The organism is Serratia sp. BNK-10 (assembly GCF_047456065.1).
In the GTDB taxonomy this organism is placed as follows: domain Bacteria; phylum Pseudomonadota; class Gammaproteobacteria; order Enterobacterales; family Enterobacteriaceae; genus Serratia; species Serratia ureilytica.
Window position 1 is genome coordinate 4,498,938 of sequence record NZ_CP179894.1, and the last position, 15,878, is coordinate 4,514,815.

28 protein-coding genes are annotated in these 15,878 nt (G+C 52.8%); 4 read left to right on the forward strand and 24 right to left on the reverse strand.

Annotation, left to right across the window (positions count from 1 at the left end):
* Positions 1-2: 2 nt before the first annotated feature.
* The 4 genes from fmt to mscL all read left to right on the forward strand — a co-directional run bounded on the left by fmt (position 3) and on the right by mscL (position 4,293).
* Positions 3-947 (forward strand): methionyl-tRNA formyltransferase, encoded by a 945-nt coding sequence (gene fmt, locus ACMGG9_RS21610; RefSeq protein ID WP_223085418.1) that lies wholly within the window; start codon positions 3-5, stop codon positions 945-947.
* A 72-nt stretch (positions 948-1,019) separates the two neighbouring features.
* Complete coding sequence (rsmB, locus tag ACMGG9_RS21615; RefSeq protein ID WP_414161715.1) at positions 1,020-2,309, forward strand: 16S rRNA (cytosine(967)-C(5))-methyltransferase RsmB; 1,290 nt, start codon at positions 1,020-1,022, stop codon at positions 2,307-2,309.
* 53 nt (positions 2,310-2,362) lie between these two features.
* On the forward strand, positions 2,363-3,739 hold the full coding sequence (gene trkA / locus ACMGG9_RS21620; protein WP_004929716.1) for a Trk system potassium transporter TrkA: 1,377 nt from the start codon (positions 2,363-2,365) through the stop codon (positions 3,737-3,739).
* Between the two features lie 137 nt (positions 3,740-3,876).
* The gene (gene mscL / locus ACMGG9_RS21625; protein WP_033645241.1) at positions 3,877-4,293 is read left to right on the forward strand and encodes a large-conductance mechanosensitive channel protein MscL; all 417 of its coding nucleotides are present in this window, start codon (positions 3,877-3,879) and stop codon (positions 4,291-4,293) included.
* A 58-nt stretch (positions 4,294-4,351) separates the two neighbouring features.
* Here mscL and ACMGG9_RS21630 read toward each other — a convergent pair whose 3' ends face one another.
* The 24 genes from ACMGG9_RS21630 to rpsC all read right to left on the reverse strand — a co-directional run bounded on the left by ACMGG9_RS21630 (position 4,352) and on the right by rpsC (position 15,864).
* Positions 4,352-4,558: an alternative ribosome-rescue factor A gene (locus ACMGG9_RS21630; RefSeq protein ID WP_004929720.1), complete on the reverse strand. Its 207-nt coding sequence runs from the start codon at positions 4,556-4,558 to the stop codon at positions 4,352-4,354.
* Positions 4,559-4,632: 74 nt separating this feature from the next.
* A complete protein-coding gene (gene zntR / locus ACMGG9_RS21635; RefSeq protein ID WP_016930321.1) occupies positions 4,633-5,064 on the reverse strand; it encodes a Zn(2+)-responsive transcriptional regulator in 432 nt (143 codons plus the stop codon).
* On the reverse strand, positions 5,064-5,438 hold the full coding sequence (locus ACMGG9_RS21640; protein WP_033645242.1) for a DUF1992 domain-containing protein: 375 nt from the start codon (positions 5,436-5,438) through the stop codon (positions 5,064-5,066). The genes zntR and ACMGG9_RS21640 overlap by 1 nt, the downstream gene beginning before the upstream one ends.
* 148 nt (positions 5,439-5,586) lie before the next feature.
* Positions 5,587-5,976 carry a 50S ribosomal protein L17 gene (gene rplQ, locus ACMGG9_RS21645; RefSeq protein WP_004929726.1) on the reverse strand — a complete coding sequence of 130 codons (390 nt, stop codon included), beginning with the start codon at positions 5,974-5,976 and terminating at the stop codon, positions 5,587-5,589.
* A gap of 40 nt (positions 5,977-6,016) precedes the next feature.
* Positions 6,017-7,006 (reverse strand): DNA-directed RNA polymerase subunit alpha, encoded by a 990-nt coding sequence (locus ACMGG9_RS21650; RefSeq protein WP_002919219.1) that lies wholly within the window; start codon positions 7,004-7,006, stop codon positions 6,017-6,019.
* A gap of 25 nt (positions 7,007-7,031) precedes the next feature.
* Positions 7,032-7,652: a 30S ribosomal protein S4 gene (rpsD, locus tag ACMGG9_RS21655; protein ID WP_004929729.1), complete on the reverse strand. Its 621-nt coding sequence runs from the start codon at positions 7,650-7,652 to the stop codon at positions 7,032-7,034.
* A gap of 30 nt (positions 7,653-7,682) precedes the next feature.
* Complete coding sequence (gene rpsK / locus ACMGG9_RS21660; RefSeq protein ID WP_004929731.1) at positions 7,683-8,072, reverse strand: 30S ribosomal protein S11; 390 nt, start codon at positions 8,070-8,072, stop codon at positions 7,683-7,685.
* 16 nt (positions 8,073-8,088) lie between these two features.
* Positions 8,089-8,445: a 30S ribosomal protein S13 gene (rpsM, locus tag ACMGG9_RS21665; protein WP_004929734.1), complete on the reverse strand. Its 357-nt coding sequence runs from the start codon at positions 8,443-8,445 to the stop codon at positions 8,089-8,091.
* 148 nt (positions 8,446-8,593) lie between these two features.
* Positions 8,594-8,710, reverse strand: a complete 117-nt coding sequence (rpmJ, locus tag ACMGG9_RS21670; RefSeq protein ID WP_002227352.1) for a 50S ribosomal protein L36 — start codon at positions 8,708-8,710, stop codon at positions 8,594-8,596.
* A 33-nt stretch (positions 8,711-8,743) separates the two neighbouring features.
* The gene (secY, locus tag ACMGG9_RS21675; RefSeq protein ID WP_004929740.1) at positions 8,744-10,075 is read right to left on the reverse strand and encodes a preprotein translocase subunit SecY; all 1,332 of its coding nucleotides are present in this window, start codon (positions 10,073-10,075) and stop codon (positions 8,744-8,746) included.
* Between the two features lie 7 nt (positions 10,076-10,082).
* The gene (gene rplO / locus ACMGG9_RS21680) at positions 10,083-10,517 is read right to left on the reverse strand and encodes a 50S ribosomal protein L15 (protein WP_004929742.1); all 435 of its coding nucleotides are present in this window, start codon (positions 10,515-10,517) and stop codon (positions 10,083-10,085) included.
* 3 nt (positions 10,518-10,520) lie between these two features.
* The gene (rpmD, locus tag ACMGG9_RS21685) at positions 10,521-10,700 is read right to left on the reverse strand and encodes a 50S ribosomal protein L30 (protein ID WP_048232028.1); all 180 of its coding nucleotides are present in this window, start codon (positions 10,698-10,700) and stop codon (positions 10,521-10,523) included.
* A gap of 6 nt (positions 10,701-10,706) precedes the next feature.
* Positions 10,707-11,207, reverse strand: a complete 501-nt coding sequence (rpsE, locus tag ACMGG9_RS21690; protein ID WP_004929747.1) for a 30S ribosomal protein S5 — start codon at positions 11,205-11,207, stop codon at positions 10,707-10,709.
* 14 nt (positions 11,208-11,221) lie between these two features.
* Positions 11,222-11,575, reverse strand: a complete 354-nt coding sequence (gene rplR / locus ACMGG9_RS21695) for a 50S ribosomal protein L18 (protein WP_004929748.1) — start codon at positions 11,573-11,575, stop codon at positions 11,222-11,224.
* A gap of 9 nt (positions 11,576-11,584) precedes the next feature.
* The gene (gene rplF, locus ACMGG9_RS21700) at positions 11,585-12,118 is read right to left on the reverse strand and encodes a 50S ribosomal protein L6 (protein WP_004929751.1); all 534 of its coding nucleotides are present in this window, start codon (positions 12,116-12,118) and stop codon (positions 11,585-11,587) included.
* A gap of 14 nt (positions 12,119-12,132) precedes the next feature.
* Positions 12,133-12,525 (reverse strand): 30S ribosomal protein S8, encoded by a 393-nt coding sequence (gene rpsH, locus ACMGG9_RS21705; protein WP_004929753.1) that lies wholly within the window; start codon positions 12,523-12,525, stop codon positions 12,133-12,135.
* Between the two features lie 30 nt (positions 12,526-12,555).
* Entirely contained in the window at positions 12,556-12,861 is a 306-nt protein-coding gene (gene rpsN, locus ACMGG9_RS21710) for a 30S ribosomal protein S14 (protein ID WP_004929754.1), read from the reverse strand.
* A gap of 13 nt (positions 12,862-12,874) precedes the next feature.
* Positions 12,875-13,414, reverse strand: coding sequence for a 50S ribosomal protein L5 (gene rplE, locus ACMGG9_RS21715; protein WP_004929756.1), 540 nt, complete (start codon positions 13,412-13,414; stop codon positions 12,875-12,877).
* Between the two features lie 14 nt (positions 13,415-13,428).
* On the reverse strand, positions 13,429-13,743 hold the full coding sequence (rplX, locus tag ACMGG9_RS21720) for a 50S ribosomal protein L24 (RefSeq protein WP_004929758.1): 315 nt from the start codon (positions 13,741-13,743) through the stop codon (positions 13,429-13,431).
* 9 nt (positions 13,744-13,752) lie between these two features.
* Complete coding sequence (rplN, locus tag ACMGG9_RS21725) at positions 13,753-14,124, reverse strand: 50S ribosomal protein L14 (protein WP_000613954.1); 372 nt, start codon at positions 14,122-14,124, stop codon at positions 13,753-13,755.
* Positions 14,125-14,296: 172 nt separating this feature from the next.
* Entirely contained in the window at positions 14,297-14,551 is a 255-nt protein-coding gene (rpsQ, locus tag ACMGG9_RS21730) for a 30S ribosomal protein S17 (protein WP_004929760.1), read from the reverse strand.
* Entirely contained in the window at positions 14,552-14,743 is a 192-nt protein-coding gene (gene rpmC / locus ACMGG9_RS21735) for a 50S ribosomal protein L29 (RefSeq protein ID WP_004929762.1), read from the reverse strand.
* Positions 14,743-15,153 (reverse strand): 50S ribosomal protein L16, encoded by a 411-nt coding sequence (rplP, locus tag ACMGG9_RS21740; RefSeq protein ID WP_004929764.1) that lies wholly within the window; start codon positions 15,151-15,153, stop codon positions 14,743-14,745. The genes rpmC and rplP overlap by 1 nt, the downstream gene beginning before the upstream one ends.
* A gap of 12 nt (positions 15,154-15,165) precedes the next feature.
* On the reverse strand, positions 15,166-15,864 hold the full coding sequence (gene rpsC / locus ACMGG9_RS21745) for a 30S ribosomal protein S3 (protein ID WP_004929766.1): 699 nt from the start codon (positions 15,862-15,864) through the stop codon (positions 15,166-15,168).
* Positions 15,865-15,878: the final 14 nt, after the last annotated feature.

Genomic DNA, 15,878 nt, shown 5'->3' on the forward strand with positions numbered 1-15,878 from the left:
ACGTGTCTGACTCTTTACGGATTATTTTCGCCGGAACACCAGACTTCGCAGCGCGTCATCTTGACGCGCTGTTGTCATCTGAGCACCAGATTGTCGGCGTATTCACTCAACCCGACCGTCCAGCAGGCCGCGGCAACAAGCTAACGCCCAGCCCGGTCAAAATGCTGGCCGAACAACACCAATTGCCGGTATTTCAGCCTAAATCGCTGCGCCCCGAAGAGAACCAGCGCCTGGTGGCAGATCTCAACGCCGACGTGATGGTGGTGGTTGCCTACGGGTTGATTCTGCCGCAAGCGGTGCTGGATATGCCGCGTCTTGGCTGCATCAACGTACATGGTTCGCTGCTGCCCCGCTGGCGCGGCGCGGCACCGATCCAGCGTTCGCTCTGGGCCGGTGACAGGGAAACCGGCGTGACCATCATGCAGATGGATGTCGGTCTCGATACCGGTGACATGATGCACAAGATCGCCTGCCCGATTGAGAGCAGCGATACCAGCGCCAGCCTCTACGACAAGCTGGCGCAGCTCGGCCCGCAGGGCATGCTGACGACGCTGCGCCAAATGGCCGACGGCAGCGCCACCCGCGAAGTGCAGGACGAGTCGCAGGTCACCTACGCCGAGAAGCTGAGCAAAGAAGAAGCTCGCCTGGATTGGACACTGTCCGCCGCACAGCTGGAGCGTTGCATCCGCGCCTTCAACCCTTGGCCGATAAGCTACTTCACCATCGATGAGCAACCGGTGAAAGTGTGGCAGGCCAGCGTAATGGCGGAAAGCGCCAACGCGGAGCCGGGCACCGTTGTCCATGCCGACAAGCACGGCATTCAGGTGGCGACCGCCGACGGTATCCTCAATCTGATCCAACTGCAGCCCGCCGGCAAGAAACCGATGTCGGCGCAAGACCTGTTAAATTCACGTCGTGAATGGTTTACCCCGGGTAACCGGCTGTAAGTCACCCCACTGCCCGGCCGTTCATCGCCGGGCCGTTATTTTCTTAATGCCGATCGTTATCAGCTTCAGCCTATGAAAAATAATTACAATCTCCGCAGCATCGCTGCCAAAGCCATCGGCCAGGTGCTGGATCAAGGGCAGTCACTGAGTACTGTTCTGCCGGCGCTGCAAACCTCCATCAGCGATAAAGACCGCGGGTTGCTGCAGGAACTGTGCTTCGGCACGTTACGCGTACTGCCGCAGCTCGAATGGTGCATTCAGCAATTAATGGCCAAACCGCTGACCGGCAAGCAACGTACACTTCACTATTTGCTGATGGTCGGCTTGTATCAGCTGCTGTATACCCGTATCCCGGCGCACGCCGTACTCGCAGAAACCGTGGAAGGTGCGGTGGCGCTGAAACGCCCACAGTTAAAAGGTTTGATTAACGGCGTCTTGCGGCAATTCCAGCGCCAGCAGGAAGAACTTCTGCAGCGCGCCGCCAACAATGACAGCCGCTACCTGCACCCGAGCTGGTTGCTGAAACGCATCCAACAGGCTTATCCCGCCAACTGGCAACAGATCGTCGACGCCAATAACCAGAAGCCGCCGATGTGGCTGCGCGTCAACCGCCTGCATCACACCCGTGAGGCTTACCTGCAGCTGCTGACCGACGCCGGCATCGCCGCGGAGCCTCATGCAGACTATGCCGACGCCGTGCGGTTGCTGGCACCTTGCGCCGTGACCGATCTGCCAGGGTTCGCCGACGGCTGGGTCACCGTGCAAGATGCCTCAGCCCAAGGCTGTGTTGATCTGTTGGATCCACAAGACGGTGAACAGATCCTCGATTTGTGCGCCGCGCCCGGCGGCAAAACCACGCATATTCTGGAAGCGGCGCCGAAAGCACAGGTTATGGCCGTCGATATCGACAAACAGCGTCTGGCGCGGGTGAAAGAAAACCTGCAGCGTCTGCGTTTGCACGCAGAGGTTAAACTGGGCGATGGCCGCACACCGCAGCAATGGTGCGGTGACAAGCAGTTCGACCGTATCCTGCTGGACGCGCCTTGTTCAGCCACCGGCGTGATCCGCCGTCATCCCGACATCAAATGGCTGCGCCGCGATCGCGACATCGCCGAACTCGCCGCCCTGCAGGCCGATATCCTGGAGGCCGTCTGGCCGCATCTGAAATCAGGCGGCGTGATGGTTTACGCAACCTGCTCTATTCTGCCGGATGAAAACAGTAGTCAGATCGCCGCGTTCTTGCAGCGCCATGCCGATGCCAAGCTGGTTGAAACCGGCGATGCGCAGCGGCCGGGACGGCAGAATATCCCGCATCCCGAGGACGGCGATGGCTTCTTTTACGCTAAGCTGATTAAAATGTAATTCTTCAGGGTGCCCACGCGCCCTAAGTCTTTCAGTGTGAAGCAGAGAACACGATGAAAATAATTATTCTTGGTGCCGGGCAGGTTGGCGGGACGCTGGCGGAAAACCTGGTAGGTGAAAACAACGATATCACCGTCGTCGATACCGACTCCGGCCGGTTGCGTCAGCTGCAGGATAAATTCGATCTGCGAGTGGTTCAGGGACATGGTTCTCACCCCCGGGTGCTGCGCGAAGCCGGCGCAGAAGATGCCGACATGCTGGTCGCCGTCACCAACTCCGACGAAACCAACATGATCGCCTGCCAGATCGCCTATTCTCTGTTTAATACCCCCAACCGTATCGCCCGTATCCGCGCGCCGGAATATATCCGCGAGTCGGAGAAACTGTTCCTGCCGGAAGCGGTGCCGATCGACCATCTGATTTCGCCGGAGCAGCTGGTCATCGACTATATCTACAAGCTGATTGAATACCCCGGCGCGCTGCAGGTGGTCAACTTCGCCGAAGGCAAGGTCAGCATCGCCGCGGTTAAAGCCTATTACGGCGGCCCGCTGGTCGGCAATGCGCTCTCTTCGATGCGCGAACACATGCCGCATATCGACACTCGCGTCGCCGCCATTTTCCGCCAGGATCGGCCGATTCGTCCGCAAGGCTCGACCATTATCGAAGCCGGTGATGAAGTGTTCTTCGTTGCCGCCTCACAGCACATTCGCGCGGTGATGAGCGAACTGCAACGGCTGGAAAAACCTTATAAGCGCATCATGATCGTCGGCGGCGGCAACGTCGGCGCCGGCCTGGCCGCCAAGCTGGAGAAAGACTATAACGTCAAACTCATTGAGCGCAATCAGCAACGTGCCGCCGAACTGGCCGAGCAGTTGCACGATACCATCGTGTTCTACGGCGATGCCTCCGACCAGGAACTGCTGGCCGAAGAGCACGTCGAGCAGGTGGATGTATTCATCGCTATCACCAACGACGATGAGGCCAACATCATGTCGGCCATGCTGGCCAAGCGCATGGGCGCCAAGAAAGTGATGGTCTTGATCCAGCGGCGCGCCTATGTCGATCTGGTACAGGGCAGCGTGATCGATATCGCCATTTCACCGCAGCAGGCAACCATCTCCGCGCTGCTTGGGCATGTGCGCAAAGCGGATATCGTCAGCGTTTCATCGCTGCGCCGCGGCGTAGCGGAGGCGATCGAAGCGATTGCCCACGGCGATGAAAGCACGTCCAAAGTGGTTGGCCGTATCGTTGAAGATATCAAGCTGCCACCGGGTACCACCATCGGCGCTATCGTTCGTGGCGACGACGTCATCATCGCTAACGGCAACAGCAAAATCGAACAGGGCGATCATGTCATCATGTTTATTACCGACAAGAAATTCGTGCCGGACGTTGAACGCCTGTTCCAACCGAGCCCGTTCTTCTTGTAGAACGAATTTATTTGGCGATGGTCTATAATCGCGTAGTTGTTCTCTGCCTTGAGAGGAGATAAAACTTCTCTCCTTTTGTGGCAAAGGGAAATTGCTTTGTTAAACTTGAGTTATTAATTCTGCAAGGGGTGCGTTCTATGAGTATGTTGAAAGAGTTTCGCGAATTTGCCATGCGCGGCAACGTGGTCGATCTGGCCGTCGGTGTGATTATCGGCGCCGCGTTCGGCAAGATTGTTTCATCCTTCGTCGCTGATATCATCATGCCTCCGCTGGGCTTGCTGATCGGCGGCGTCGACTTTAAACAGTTCCATCTGGTATTACGTGAAGCTCAGGGCGCCGTACCGGCGGTGGTAATGAACTACGGTTCATTCATCCAAACCGTATTTGACTTCGTGATTGTCGCCTTCGCCATCTTCCTGGCGATTAAATTGATGAACAAAATGCGCCGCAAACAGGAAGAAGCTCCGGCAGCGCCGCCAGAACCTACTGCAGAAGAGAAACTGCTGACGGAAATCCGTGATTTGCTGAGCCATCAACAGCAGCCAAAACTGTAAGACAGCGTTTGGTTATGCCAATAAAAAGCCACCGGATGAAGGTGGCTTTTTTAATGCCTTAAAACCAGAAGGCCAGTGGTAAATTATCGTTTGATAGTTTGCCACTGGCCTCCCAGTTACCGCCTTTGTTGTGTTTTTCTTTACGCCGATAGCTACCTTTGCCTTTCACATTCTTTTCTACCCGCTGACGGAATAGCGGATCATGCAGCAGCGCCTCAATGGCGTTATCTTGAATCTGGCCTTTGGTGTGACGATATTTCGTCATGATAATGCTCCTGTAAAATATGAGGGATAAAACGGGGCGATAATACTGCCGGCGATATAAAAATTAAAGTGCCGTCAGCAACCTTTTTTGCCTTTGTCATCGCTGGCGCCCTGTTCCAAAGCTTCCAGGATCGAACAGTAGTTGCTGGTATGGGCGGTACCGCAGCAGGCGTCGCTCAGCCGTTTCAACGATTCACGCATCCGGGTCAGCTCCGCCAACTTGCTTTCCACTTCGCTCAGGCGCGCATCAACGATAGACTTCGATTCCTGGCAGGTGTGATGTTCCGGATCGACCCGGATCGACAGCAGCTCGGCGATCGTTTCCAGAGTAAAGCCCAACTGCTTGGCATAGCGGATAAAACGCAGCCGCTGCAGATCCTGCTCGGTGTACAGCCGATAACCGCCTTCAGTACGGACATTGTGATCCATCATGCCCTGCTTTTCATAGTAACGCACGGTATCCGGCGTCACTTCGGCAAGCTTGGCCAACTGACCTATCTTGAACATTACTTCTCCTCTCGGGTGAGTTTACCGTCCAGCGCACGCTGATATTCGCCATGCAAGAAGTCCGTGCTCATTCCAGCGTGACGCAACCGATGTTCCAGCAGCGCCATGCGCTTGCTGAGATCGACATAGTCCGGATGCTCACTGTTGATCCCTTGCAGTAAGTGAGCAACGGTTAATGCCTCTTTGCGATCTTCCAGCGCCGGCGGCAGATAACCGGCATTTTTCAGCAGGCGGTAACCGGCGCGTAGCTCAGCAGGCACCGCGCTGTCATCGTCCAGCACGAGCGGTTGTCCCTGGCCGGGCAGATTGTCGAACTCGCCTTTATCCTGGGCATCGAGGATATGACGTTCCGCCCATTGGTCGAGCAACCCCATAACAGACAGCCTCAGTGAGCTTATTGAATGAGTCTAAGCATAACGGATAGGAGCGGGGATCTTAAGCTCGGTGGGGGAATTGAGCACATTTGGCTGGATTTGGACGTAAAAAAACCGGGCAAGCCCGGTTTTTTTACGCGTCTACAGATTACTCTGCAGTTGCTACTTCTGCTTGAGACTCAGCACGATCAACCAGCTCGATGTATGCCATCGGCGCGTTGTCGCCTGCGCGGAAGCCACACTTCAGAATGCGAGTGTAACCACCGGCACGGCTCGCGAAACGCGGGCCCAGCTCGTTAAACAGTTTTGCCACGATCTCGTTATCACGAGTACGGGCGAATGCCAGACGACGATTAGCTACGCTGTCGGTCTTGGCAAGAGTAATCAGCGGCTCAACAACGCGACGCAGCTCTTTTGCTTTTGGCAGGGTCGTCTTGATGATCTCATGACGAACCAAAGAGCCGGCCATGTTACGGAACATAGCCTGGCGATGGCTGCTGTTACGGTTCAGTTGACGACCACTCTTACGATGGCGCATGACCTTATCCTTCTCAGTAAAACCTTAACCTGTGATCCGGTTACTCGTCAGCAATGCTTGCCGGCGGCCAGTTTTCCAGGCGCATGCCCAGAGACAGACCACGTGAGGCCAGCACGTCTTTAATCTCGGTAAGAGATTTTTTACCCAGGTTTGGCGTTTTCAGCAACTCAACCTCGGTACGCTGTACCAGATCACCGATGTAGTGGATAGCTTCTGCCTTGAGGCAGTTAGCAGAGCGGACAGTCAATTCCAGATCGTCAACAGGGCGCAGCAAGATCGGATCGAATTCCGGTTTCTCTTCTTTAACTTCCGGCTGACGTACATCACGCAGGTCAACGAAAGCTTCAAGTTGTTCAGCCAGAATGGTGGCCGCACGGCGGATCGCCTCTTCAGGATCGATCGTGCCATTGGTCTCCATCTCGATGACCAGCTTATCCAAGTCAGTACGCTGTTCTACACGCGCAGCTTCAACATTGTAGGCGATACGCTCTACAGGGCTGTAGCAGGCGTCAACCAACAGACGACCGATTGGGCGCTCATCTTCTTCCGAATGAATTCGGGCAGAAGCCGGCACATAACCGCGACCGCGCTGAACTTTGATACGCATGCTGATAGCCGCGTTCTCATCAGTCAGGTGGCAGATCACGTGCTGAGGCTTGACGATTTCGACATCACCATCATGGGTGATGTCGGCAGCGGTCACAGGGCCAATGCCAGATTTATTCAGGGTAAGAATAACTTCGTCTTTGCCTTGAACTCTCACCGCCAGCCCTTTCAGGTTGAGCAGGATCTCCAGGATATCTTCCTGTACGCCTTCTTTGGTGCTGTACTCATGCAGTACACCATCAATCTCAACCTCGGTCACCGCGCAACCCGGCATAGATGAAAGCAGAATACGGCGCAGTGCGTTGCCAAGAGTATGGCCAAAGCCACGCTCTAAAGGCTCAAGGGTCACCTTGGCGTGCGTCGAACTGACTTGCTCGATATCTACCAGGCGCGGTTTTAGAAACTCTGTCACAGAACCCTGCATTGTGTCCTCTCTTTGGTACTAAGCTTTACTTGGAGTAAAGCTCGACGATCAGGTGTTCGTTAATGTCCGCAGACAGATCGGTACGTTCAGGCATACGCTTGAACACGCCTTCCATCTTAGCAGCATCAACTTCCAGCCAAGTCGGCTTTTCACGCTGCTCAGCCAGCTCCAGAGAAGCTTTAACACGAGACTGCTTTTTAGCTTTCTCGCGGATGCTGACTACGTCATTCGGAGATACCTGATAAGAAGCGATGTTAACAACGCGACCGTTTACCATAACTGCTTTGTGGCTAACCAGCTGACGTGACTCTGCACGAGTAGCGCCGAAGCCCATACGGTAAACAACGTTGTCCAGACGACCTTCCAGCAGCTGCAACAGGTTTTCACCGGTGTTGCCCTTCAGGCGGGTTGCTTCTTTGTAATAGTTACGGAATTGACGCTCCAGAATGCCGTACATACGGCGAACTTTCTGCTTCTCACGCAACTGAACACCGTAATCAGACAGACGCGGTTTACGCGCACCGTGCTGACCAGGTGCTTGTTCAATTTTACACTTGGAATCGATCGCGCGAACGCCAGACTTAAGGAACAGGTCTGTGCCCTCACGACGGCTCAGCTTGAGCTTAGGACCCAAATATCTTGCCATTTTCTTTCTCCAACAATCCTAAAAGCTGCGTTACACGCGGCGCTTTTTCGGCGGACGACAACCGTTATGAGGGATCGGAGTCACATCAGTAATATTAGTGATGCGGAAACCAGCCGCGTTCAGAGCGCGGATAGTAGACTCACGACCAGGACCAGGTCCTTTAACCATAACTTCCAGGTTCTTGATACCGTATTCTTTTACTGCGTCAGCACAACGTTCTGCTGCAACCTGTGCTGCGAACGGAGTGGACTTACGAGAACCACGGAAACCGGAACCACCGGCTGTTGCCCAACCCAAAGCATTACCCTGACGATCAGTGATGGTAACGATGGTGTTGTTGAAAGAAGCATGGATATGAGCCACGCCGTCAGAGACTTGCTTTCTTACACGCTTACGTGTACGAACAGGTGCCTTTGCCATTATTCAATAACCCCGATTATTTCTTGATCGGCTTGCGCGGACCCTTACGGGTACGAGCGTTGGTCTTGGTGCGCTGACCGCGTACCGGCAGACCACGACGATGACGCAAACCACGATAGCAACCAAGGTCCATAAGACGCTTGATGCTCAGGGTAATTTCACGACGCAAATCACCCTCAACGGTGTATTTGGCAACTGCATCACGAAGCTTTTCGATTTGCTCTTCAGACAGCTCACTGATCTTAACATTTTCAGCAATACCCGTGGATGCACAGATAGCCTGTGAACGGGTTTTACCGATACCGAAGATCGACGTTAAGGCGATAACGGTATGTTTATGATCAGGAATGTTAATGCCTGCTATACGGGCCACTATGCACTCCTACTATTTTATACAGCAACACCATTCTGAAAAGCCCGTTTTCAGGATACTCAAATAATGTTGCAGTGCGACATACAAAAGATTGGCTGGCTAATCTAGCCAGCTCAACCCAACTTTGCAAGAAAAATATGCGAGATAATCAGCCTTGACGCTGTTTATGCTTCGGCTCGGCGCTGCAAATCACACGAACGACACCGTTACGCTTAACGATTTTGCAGTTACGACATAATTTCTTGACGGAAGCACGAACTTTCATTTTTACTCTCCGTAACTTCTCAAACGAATCTGACTAGCGGTTATAGCCTTTCAGATTTGCTTTCTTCAATGCAGACTCGTACTGACTTGACATCATCAGAGTTTGCACTTGAGCCATAAAGTCCATGATGACGACAACCACGATCAGTAGCGAGGTACCACCAAAGTAGAATGGTACTTTCATTGCATCACGCATGAACTCCGGGATCAGGCAGATGAAAGTAATGTACATCGCGCCCACCAGGGTTAAACGCGTCATTACTTTATCGATATACTTCGCCGTTTGCTCTCCCGGACGAATTCCTGGTACGAAGGCACCGGACTTCTTCAGGTTATCTGCTGTCTCACGCGGGTTGAATACCAACGCCGTGTAGAAGAAACAGAAGAAGATGATTGCAGACGCATAGAGTAACACATAAAGCGGTTGCCCTGGCTGCAAATACAGCGAAATCGTAGTCAGCCAGTTCCAACCGGTACCGCCCCCAAACCATGATGCAATCGTGGCCGGGAACAGAATAATGCTGGAAGCGAAAATCGCCGGGATAACACCCGCCATGTTCACTTTCAACGGTAAGTGTGTACTCTGTGCTGCATAAACACGACGACCTTGTTGACGCTTCGCATAGTTAACGACGATACGACGTTGACCACGCTCAATGAAAACAACGAAGAAGGTTACTGCAAACACCAATACTGCAACCAACAGCAGCAGGAGGAAGTGCAGGTCGCCTTGCCGCGCTTGCTCGATAGTATGGGCCACTGCCGGCGGGAGCCCCGCTACAATACCCGCGAAGATAATGATCGAGATACCGTTGCCGATACCGCGCTCAGTAATCTGCTCACCCAGCCACATCAGGAACATTGTCCCGGTGACCAAGCTCACAACCGCAGTAAAGTAGAATGCAAAGCCTGGGTTTAACACCAGGCCCTGCATACCAGGCATATTCGGCAGACCGGTAGCAATACCGATCGACTGGAATATGGCCAATACCAGCGTACCGTAACGGGTGTACTGACTAATCTTGCGACGGCCAGCCTCCCCTTCTTTCTTGATTTCCGCCAACGCCGGATGAACCACCGTCAGCAGCTGGATAATGATCGACGCCGAAATATACGGCATGATCCCCAGAGCAAAGATAGAAGCACGGCTGAGGGCACCACCAGAGAACATGTTAAACATTTCAATGATAGTGCCTCTCTGCTGCTCAAGCAATTTGGCAAGCACAGTGGCATCGATACCAGGAATCGGAATGAAAGAGCCGATGCGGAAGACAATCAGCGCGCCGATGACAAACAAAAGTCTGCGCTTCAGCTCGCCGAGCCCGCCTTTAGCACTTTGAAAATCTAATCCTGGTTGCTTAGCCATCTGCTACTTATTCCTCAATTTTACCGCCAGCAGCCTCGATAGCAGCACGAGCGCCTTTGGTGACACGCAGACCACGCAGGGTTACCGGACGAGCGACTTCGCCAGAAAGTACAACTTTCGCGAATTCGATCTGGACACCAACTACGTTAGCGGCTTTCAGCGCGTTCAGGTCGATAACATCGCCTTCAACCAGAGCCAGTTCAGACAGACGAACTTCTGCCGTGATCATCGCTTTGCGTGAAGTGAAGCCGAATTTCGGCAGACGACGGTACAGAGGCATCTGACCACCTTCGAAACCACGACGTACGCCACCGCCAGAACGAGACTTCTGACCTTTGTGACCACGGCCGCCGGTTTTACCCAGGCCAGAACCAATACCACGACCTACACGCTTAGGCGCATGCTTGGCACCTTCAGCCGGAGACAGAGTATTTAAACGCATCTGTTACTCCTCAACTTTAACCATGTAGGAAACCAGGTTGACCATACCGCGAACAGCAGGAGTATCCTCGCGCTCTACGGTGTGACCAATACGACGCAGACCCAGACCGAGCAGAGTAGCTTTATGCTTCGGCAGACGGCCAATTGAGCTGCGAGTTTGTGTAACTTTAATAGTCTTAGCCATGGTCAATTACCCCAGAATGTCGGCAACGGATTTACCACGCTTAGCAGCGACCATTTCAGGAGACTTCATATTCGCCAGAGCGTCGATAGTTGCACGAACCACGTTGATCGGGTTGGTGGAACCATAAGCTTTAGCCAATACGTTGTGCACCCCAGCAACTTCGAGAACGGCGCGCATTGCACCGCCCGCGATGATACCGGTACCTTCATGAGCAGGCTGCATGAACACGCGAGAACCCGTGTGAGCGCCCTTAACAGGGTGCTGCAGGGTGCCGCTGTTCAGCGCGACGTTCATCATGTTGCGACGGGCTTTTTCCATCGCTTTCTGGATCGCTGCTGGAACTTCGCGTGCTTTGCCGTAGCCAAAACCAACGCGACCGTTACCATCACCAACTACAGTCAGTGCGGTAAAGCTGAAAATACGGCCACCTTTTACGGTTTTAGATACGCGGTTTACCGCGATCAGCTTTTCCTGCAGTTCGCCAGCTTGTTTTTCGATGTGAGCCATCTTAAACCTCTTCCTTAGAACTGAAGGCCAGCTTCACGGGCAGCATCTGCCAGTGCCTGGACTCGACCATGATATTGGAAACCGGAACGGTCAAAGGATACTTTCGCAATCCCTTTTTCCAACGCGCGCTCAGCCAGAGCTTTACCTACGGCTGCTGCTGCGTCTTTGTTACCGGAATACTTCAGTTGCTCCGCGATAGCTTTTTCTAAAGTAGAAGCGGCTACCAGTACTTCAGAACCGTTTGGAGCAATCACCTGTGCGTAAATGTGACGCGGGGTACGATGTACCACCAGGCGGGTTGCACCCAGCTCTTGGAGCTTGCGGCGTGCGCGGGTCGCACGACGGATACGAGCAGATTTCTTATCCATAGTGTTACCTTACTTCTTCTTAGCCTCTTTGGTACGCACGACTTCGTCGGCGTAACGAACACCCTTGCCTTTGTAAGGCTCAGGACGACGGTAAGCGCGCAGATCTGCTGCTACCTGGCCAATTACCTGCTTATCAGCGCCTTTCAGCACGATTTCAGTTTGGCTTGGGCATTCAGCAGTGATACCTGCTGGCAGCTGGTGATCGATAGGGTGAGAGAAGCCCAGGGCCAAATTCACCACGTTGCCTTTAACGGCAGCACGATAACCAACACCTACCAGTTGAAGCTTCTTGGTGAAGCCTTCGGTAACACCAACAACCATTGCGTTCAGCAGAGCGCGCGTGGTACCCGCTTGGGCCCATGCGTTAGCAAAACCTTCGCGCGGAGCGAAAGTCAGTGCGTTAGCTTCTTGCTTCACTTCAACGGCGTCGTGGATAGTACGAGTCAACTCGCCGTTTTTACCCTTAATCGAAATAACCTGACCGTTGAGTTTTACCTCTACGCCGGCAGGAATGACGACGGGTGCTTTTGCAACACGAGACATTCTTTCCTCCCGAATTAAGCTACGTAGCAGATAATCTCGCCACCAAGACCAGCCTGGCGAGCTGCACGATCGGTCATAACACCTTTAGAGGTAGAAACAACAGCGATACCCAAACCGGCCATAACTTTTGGCAGCTCATCTTTTTTCTTGTAGATGCGCAGACCTGGACGGCTGATACGTTGAATGCTTTCTACCACAGCTTTGCCCTGGAAGTACTTCAGTACCAATTCCAGAACAGGCTTGGCGTCGCCTTCGATTTTGAAATCTTCAATAAAACCTTCTTCCTTCAGCACGTTGGCAATTGCCACTTTCAGCTTGGAGGAAGGCATGGTGACCGCAACTTTGTTCGCGGCTTGACCGTTACGGATACGGGTCAGCATATCCGCGATCGGATCTTGCATGCTCATCTGTCTTTACTCCCGTGATTCAATTGGTAATTACCAGCTAGCCTTTTTCAAGCCTGGTACTTCACCGCGCATAGCGGCTTCACGAAGCTTAATACGGCTCAACCCGAATTTGCCCACATAACCATGTGGACGGCCAGTTTGGCGGCAGCGTTTACGCTGACGAGACGGGCTGGAATCACGCGGCAGAGTTTGCAGCTTGAGAACGGCATTCCAACGATCTTCATCGGATGCGTTCACATCAGAGATAATAGCTTTCAGTTCAGCGCGTTTTGCAAAGAACTTGTCAGCTAATTTCACGCGCTTGACTTCGCGTGCTTTCATTGATTGCTTAGCCATCAGTAACCCTGCCTTACTTGCGGAACGGGAAGTTAAAAGCAGCCAGCAGCGCGCGGCCTTCATCATCAGATTTCGCAGTAGTGGTAATGGTAATATCCAAACCACGAACGCGATCGACTTTGTCGTAGTCGATTTCTGGGAAGATGATTTGCTCACGCACGCCCATGCTGTAGTTGCCACGGCCATCGAATGACTTGGCGGACAGGCCACGGAAGTCACGGATACGTGGAACAGCAATGGAGATCAGACGCTCAAAGAACTCCCACATGCGTTCGCCACGCAGAGTTACTTTACAGCCGATCGGATAGCCCTGACGGATTTTGAAGCCTGCAACGGATTTGCGGGCTTTGGTGATCAACGGTTTTTGACCGGAGATAGCTGCCAGGTCCGCTGCTGCGTTATCCAGCAGTTTCTTGTCAGCAATCGCTTCACCAACACCCATGTTCAGGGTGATCTTCTCGACCCGAGGGACTTGCATGACAGAGTTGTAATCAAACTGAGACATCAGTTGTTTGACTACCTCGTCTTTGTAGTAATCATGCAGTTTCGCCATCGTATTACTCCAAATTACTTGATAGTTTCGCTGTTAGATTTGAAGAAACGGACTTTTTTGCCGTCTTCGAATCTAAAGCCTACACGGTCAGCCTTGCCGGTAGCCGCGTTGAAGATAGCAATGTTAGAAACCTGAATTGCAGCTTCTTTCTCAACAATGCCGCCTGGTTGGTTCAGAGCCGGAACCGGCTTCTGGTGTTTCTTAACCAGGTTGATGCCTTCAACAATGACCTTGCCAGCAGACAGGACATTTTTTACTTTACCGCGCTTACCTTTGTCTTTCCCGGTAATCACGATAACTTCGTCATCACGACGGATCTTCGCTGCCATGTTCGCTCCTTAGAGTACTTCTGGTGCCAGAGAGATAATTTTCATGAACTTCTCATTACGCAGTTCACGAGTTACCGGCCCAAAAATACGCGTACCGATTGGCTGCTCGCTGTTATTGTTCAAAATAACGCATGCATTGCCATCGAAGCGAATGACAGAACCGTCCGGGCGACGTACACCCTTCTTGGTGCGCACCACTACCGCCTTCAGAACATCGCCTTTCTTCACCTTACCGCGAGGAATTGCTTCCTTGATGGTAATTTTGATGATGTCGCCGACGCCTGCGTAGCGACGGTGCGAGCCACCTAGAACCTTGATACACATTACGCGACGTGCACCGGAGTTGTCGGCGACGTTCAGCATAGTCTGTTCTTGGATCATTTTAGTGCTCCGCTAATGTCAACTACTACTTTAAAGACCCAAGTAAAAATTAGGCCGTTGAAAAGCCCCATAACCGAGGGCGCAGCATTATAACACCGCTTACTTGGTATGGGTAGAAAAAATAAACGGCTCATTTTCTGAGCCGTTTATTAAGTGAGAGCCAGCTACTCTATTACAGAATCGCTTTCTCTACAACGCGAACCAACGTCCAGGACTTGGTCTTGGACAGTGGGCGGCATTCGCGGATTTCAACCACGTCGCCGGTACCACATTCGTTGTTCTCGTCATGTACGTGCAGCTTGGTCGTACGTTTGATGAATTTCCCGTAGATTGGGTGCTTCACAGTACGCTCGATAGCAACAACGATGGATTTCTCCATTTTATCGCTAACAACACGACCCTGCAGGGTACGGATAACTTCAGTCATTTACACACCCGCCTTTTGAGTCAGTAAAGTCTTAACGCGTGCGACGTCACGACGCACTTGTTTCAACAGGTGAGTTTGTTGCAGCTGGCCACTGGCCGCCTGCATGCGCAAGTTGAATTGCTCACGCAGCAGGTTGAGCAGCTCGGCATTCAGCTCTTCAACGCTTTTTTCACGCAGCTCTTGTGCTTTCATTACATCACCGTCTTAGTTACAAAGGTGGTTTTGATCGGCAGTTTCGCTGCTGCCAGTTTGAATGCCTCGCGGGCAACCTCTTCTGGCACGCCGTCCATTTCGTACAGGACCTTACCAGGCTGGATCAGGGCAACCCAATACTCCACGTTACCCTTACCTTTACCCATACGCACTTCCAGCGGCTTCTCGGTGATCGGTTTGTCCGGGAATACACGGATCCAGATCTTGCCTTGACGCTTAACTGCACGAGTCATTGCACGACGAGCTGCTTCGATTTGACGAGCAGTCAGACGGCCACGGCCAACAGCTTTCAGACCGAAAGTGCCGAAGCTAACATCCGTACCTTGCGCCAGACCACGGTTGCGGCCCTTGTGCACCTTACGGAATTTTGTACGCTTTGGTTGTAACATCAGCGACTCTCCTTACTTGCGGCCTTTACGCTGCTGCTTTTTAGGTTGAGCAGCCGGTTCCGGTTGTTCAACTGCAGCCATACCACCCAGGATCTCACCTTTGAAGATCCATACCTTAACGCCGATTACACCATAAGTGGTGTGCGCTTCAGATGTGTTGTAGTCGATGTCCGCACGCAGAGTGTGCAATGGAACACGACCTTCGCGGTACCATTCGGTACGTGCGATTTCAGCGCCGCCAAGACGGCCGCTTACTTCAACTTTGATACCTTTAGCGCCAAGACGCATTGCGTTCTGTACTGCACGCTTCATAGCACGACGGAACATAACGCGACGTTCCAGCTGAGAAGTGATGCTGTCAGCAACCAATTTAGCGTCGAGTTCCGGTTTACGGACTTCGGCGATGTTGATCTGTGCAGGAACGCCAGCGATGTCCGCTACGACCTTGCGCAGTTTTTCGACGTCTTCACCTTTCTTGCCGATAACGATGCCTGGGCGAGCAGTGTGAATGGTCACACGGATGCTCTTCGCAGGACGCTCGATAACGATGCGAGAAACGGAAGCTTTCGACAGTTCCTTAGTCAGGAATTGACGAACTTTAAAGTCGCTGTCCAGGTTGTCAGCGAATTCTTTGGTATTCGCATACCAAGTAGAGTTCCAAGGTTTGACAATACCCAGGCGAATACCATTAGGATGTACTTTCTGACCCATTGCTAGTCTCCAGA

Coding starts and splice junctions, on each gene's coding strand:
- rsmB (WP_414161715.1), top strand. CDS start 1,020: ATGAAAAATAATTACAATCTCCGCAGCATCGCTGCCAAAGCCATCGGC.
- trkA (WP_004929716.1), top strand. CDS start 2,363: ATGAAAATAATTATTCTTGGTGCCGGGCAGGTTGGCGGGACGCTGGCG.
- mscL (WP_033645241.1), top strand. CDS start 3,877: ATGAGTATGTTGAAAGAGTTTCGCGAATTTGCCATGCGCGGCAACGTG.
- ACMGG9_RS21630 (WP_004929720.1), bottom strand. CDS start 4,558: ATGACGAAATATCGTCACACCAAAGGCCAGATTCAAGATAACGCCATT.
- zntR (WP_016930321.1), bottom strand. CDS start 5,064: ATGTTCAAGATAGGTCAGTTGGCCAAGCTTGCCGAAGTGACGCCGGAT.
- ACMGG9_RS21640 (WP_033645242.1), bottom strand. CDS start 5,438: ATGGGGTTGCTCGACCAATGGGCGGAACGTCATATCCTCGATGCCCAG.
- rplQ (WP_004929726.1), bottom strand. CDS start 5,976: ATGCGCCATCGTAAGAGTGGTCGTCAACTGAACCGTAACAGCAGCCAT.
- ACMGG9_RS21650 (WP_002919219.1), bottom strand. CDS start 7,006: ATGCAGGGTTCTGTGACAGAGTTTCTAAAACCGCGCCTGGTAGATATC.
- rpsD (WP_004929729.1), bottom strand. CDS start 7,652: ATGGCAAGATATTTGGGTCCTAAGCTCAAGCTGAGCCGTCGTGAGGGC.
- rpsK (WP_004929731.1), bottom strand. CDS start 8,072: ATGGCAAAGGCACCTGTTCGTACACGTAAGCGTGTAAGAAAGCAAGTC.
- rpmJ (WP_002227352.1), bottom strand. CDS start 8,710: ATGAAAGTTCGTGCTTCCGTCAAGAAATTATGTCGTAACTGCAAAATC.
- secY (WP_004929740.1), bottom strand. CDS start 10,075: ATGGCTAAGCAACCAGGATTAGATTTTCAAAGTGCTAAAGGCGGGCTC.
- rplO (WP_004929742.1), bottom strand. CDS start 10,517: ATGCGTTTAAATACTCTGTCTCCGGCTGAAGGTGCCAAGCATGCGCCT.
- rpmD (WP_048232028.1), bottom strand. CDS start 10,700: ATGGCTAAGACTATTAAAGTTACACAAACTCGCAGCTCAATTGGCCGT.
- rpsE (WP_004929747.1), bottom strand. CDS start 11,207: ATGGCTCACATCGAAAAACAAGCTGGCGAACTGCAGGAAAAGCTGATC.
- rplR (WP_004929748.1), bottom strand. CDS start 11,575: ATGGATAAGAAATCTGCTCGTATCCGTCGTGCGACCCGCGCACGCCGC.
- rplF (WP_004929751.1), bottom strand. CDS start 12,118: ATGTCTCGTGTTGCAAAAGCACCCGTCGTCATTCCTGCCGGCGTAGAG.
- rpsH (WP_004929753.1), bottom strand. CDS start 12,525: ATGAGCATGCAAGATCCGATCGCGGATATGCTGACCCGTATCCGTAAC.
- rpsN (WP_004929754.1), bottom strand. CDS start 12,861: ATGGCTAAGCAATCAATGAAAGCACGCGAAGTCAAGCGCGTGAAATTA.
- rplE (WP_004929756.1), bottom strand. CDS start 13,414: ATGGCGAAACTGCATGATTACTACAAAGACGAGGTAGTCAAACAACTG.
- rplX (WP_004929758.1), bottom strand. CDS start 13,743: ATGGCAGCGAAGATCCGTCGTGATGACGAAGTTATCGTGATTACCGGG.
- rplN (WP_000613954.1), bottom strand. CDS start 14,124: ATGATCCAAGAACAGACTATGCTGAACGTCGCCGACAACTCCGGTGCA.
- rpsQ (WP_004929760.1), bottom strand. CDS start 14,551: ATGACTGAAGTTATCCGTACCCTGCAGGGTCGTGTTGTTAGCGATAAA.
- rpmC (WP_004929762.1), bottom strand. CDS start 14,743: ATGAAAGCACAAGAGCTGCGTGAAAAAAGCGTTGAAGAGCTGAATGCC.
- rplP (WP_004929764.1), bottom strand. CDS start 15,153: ATGTTACAACCAAAGCGTACAAAATTCCGTAAGGTGCACAAGGGCCGC.
- rpsC (WP_004929766.1), bottom strand. CDS start 15,864: ATGGGTCAGAAAGTACATCCTAATGGTATTCGCCTGGGTATTGTCAAA.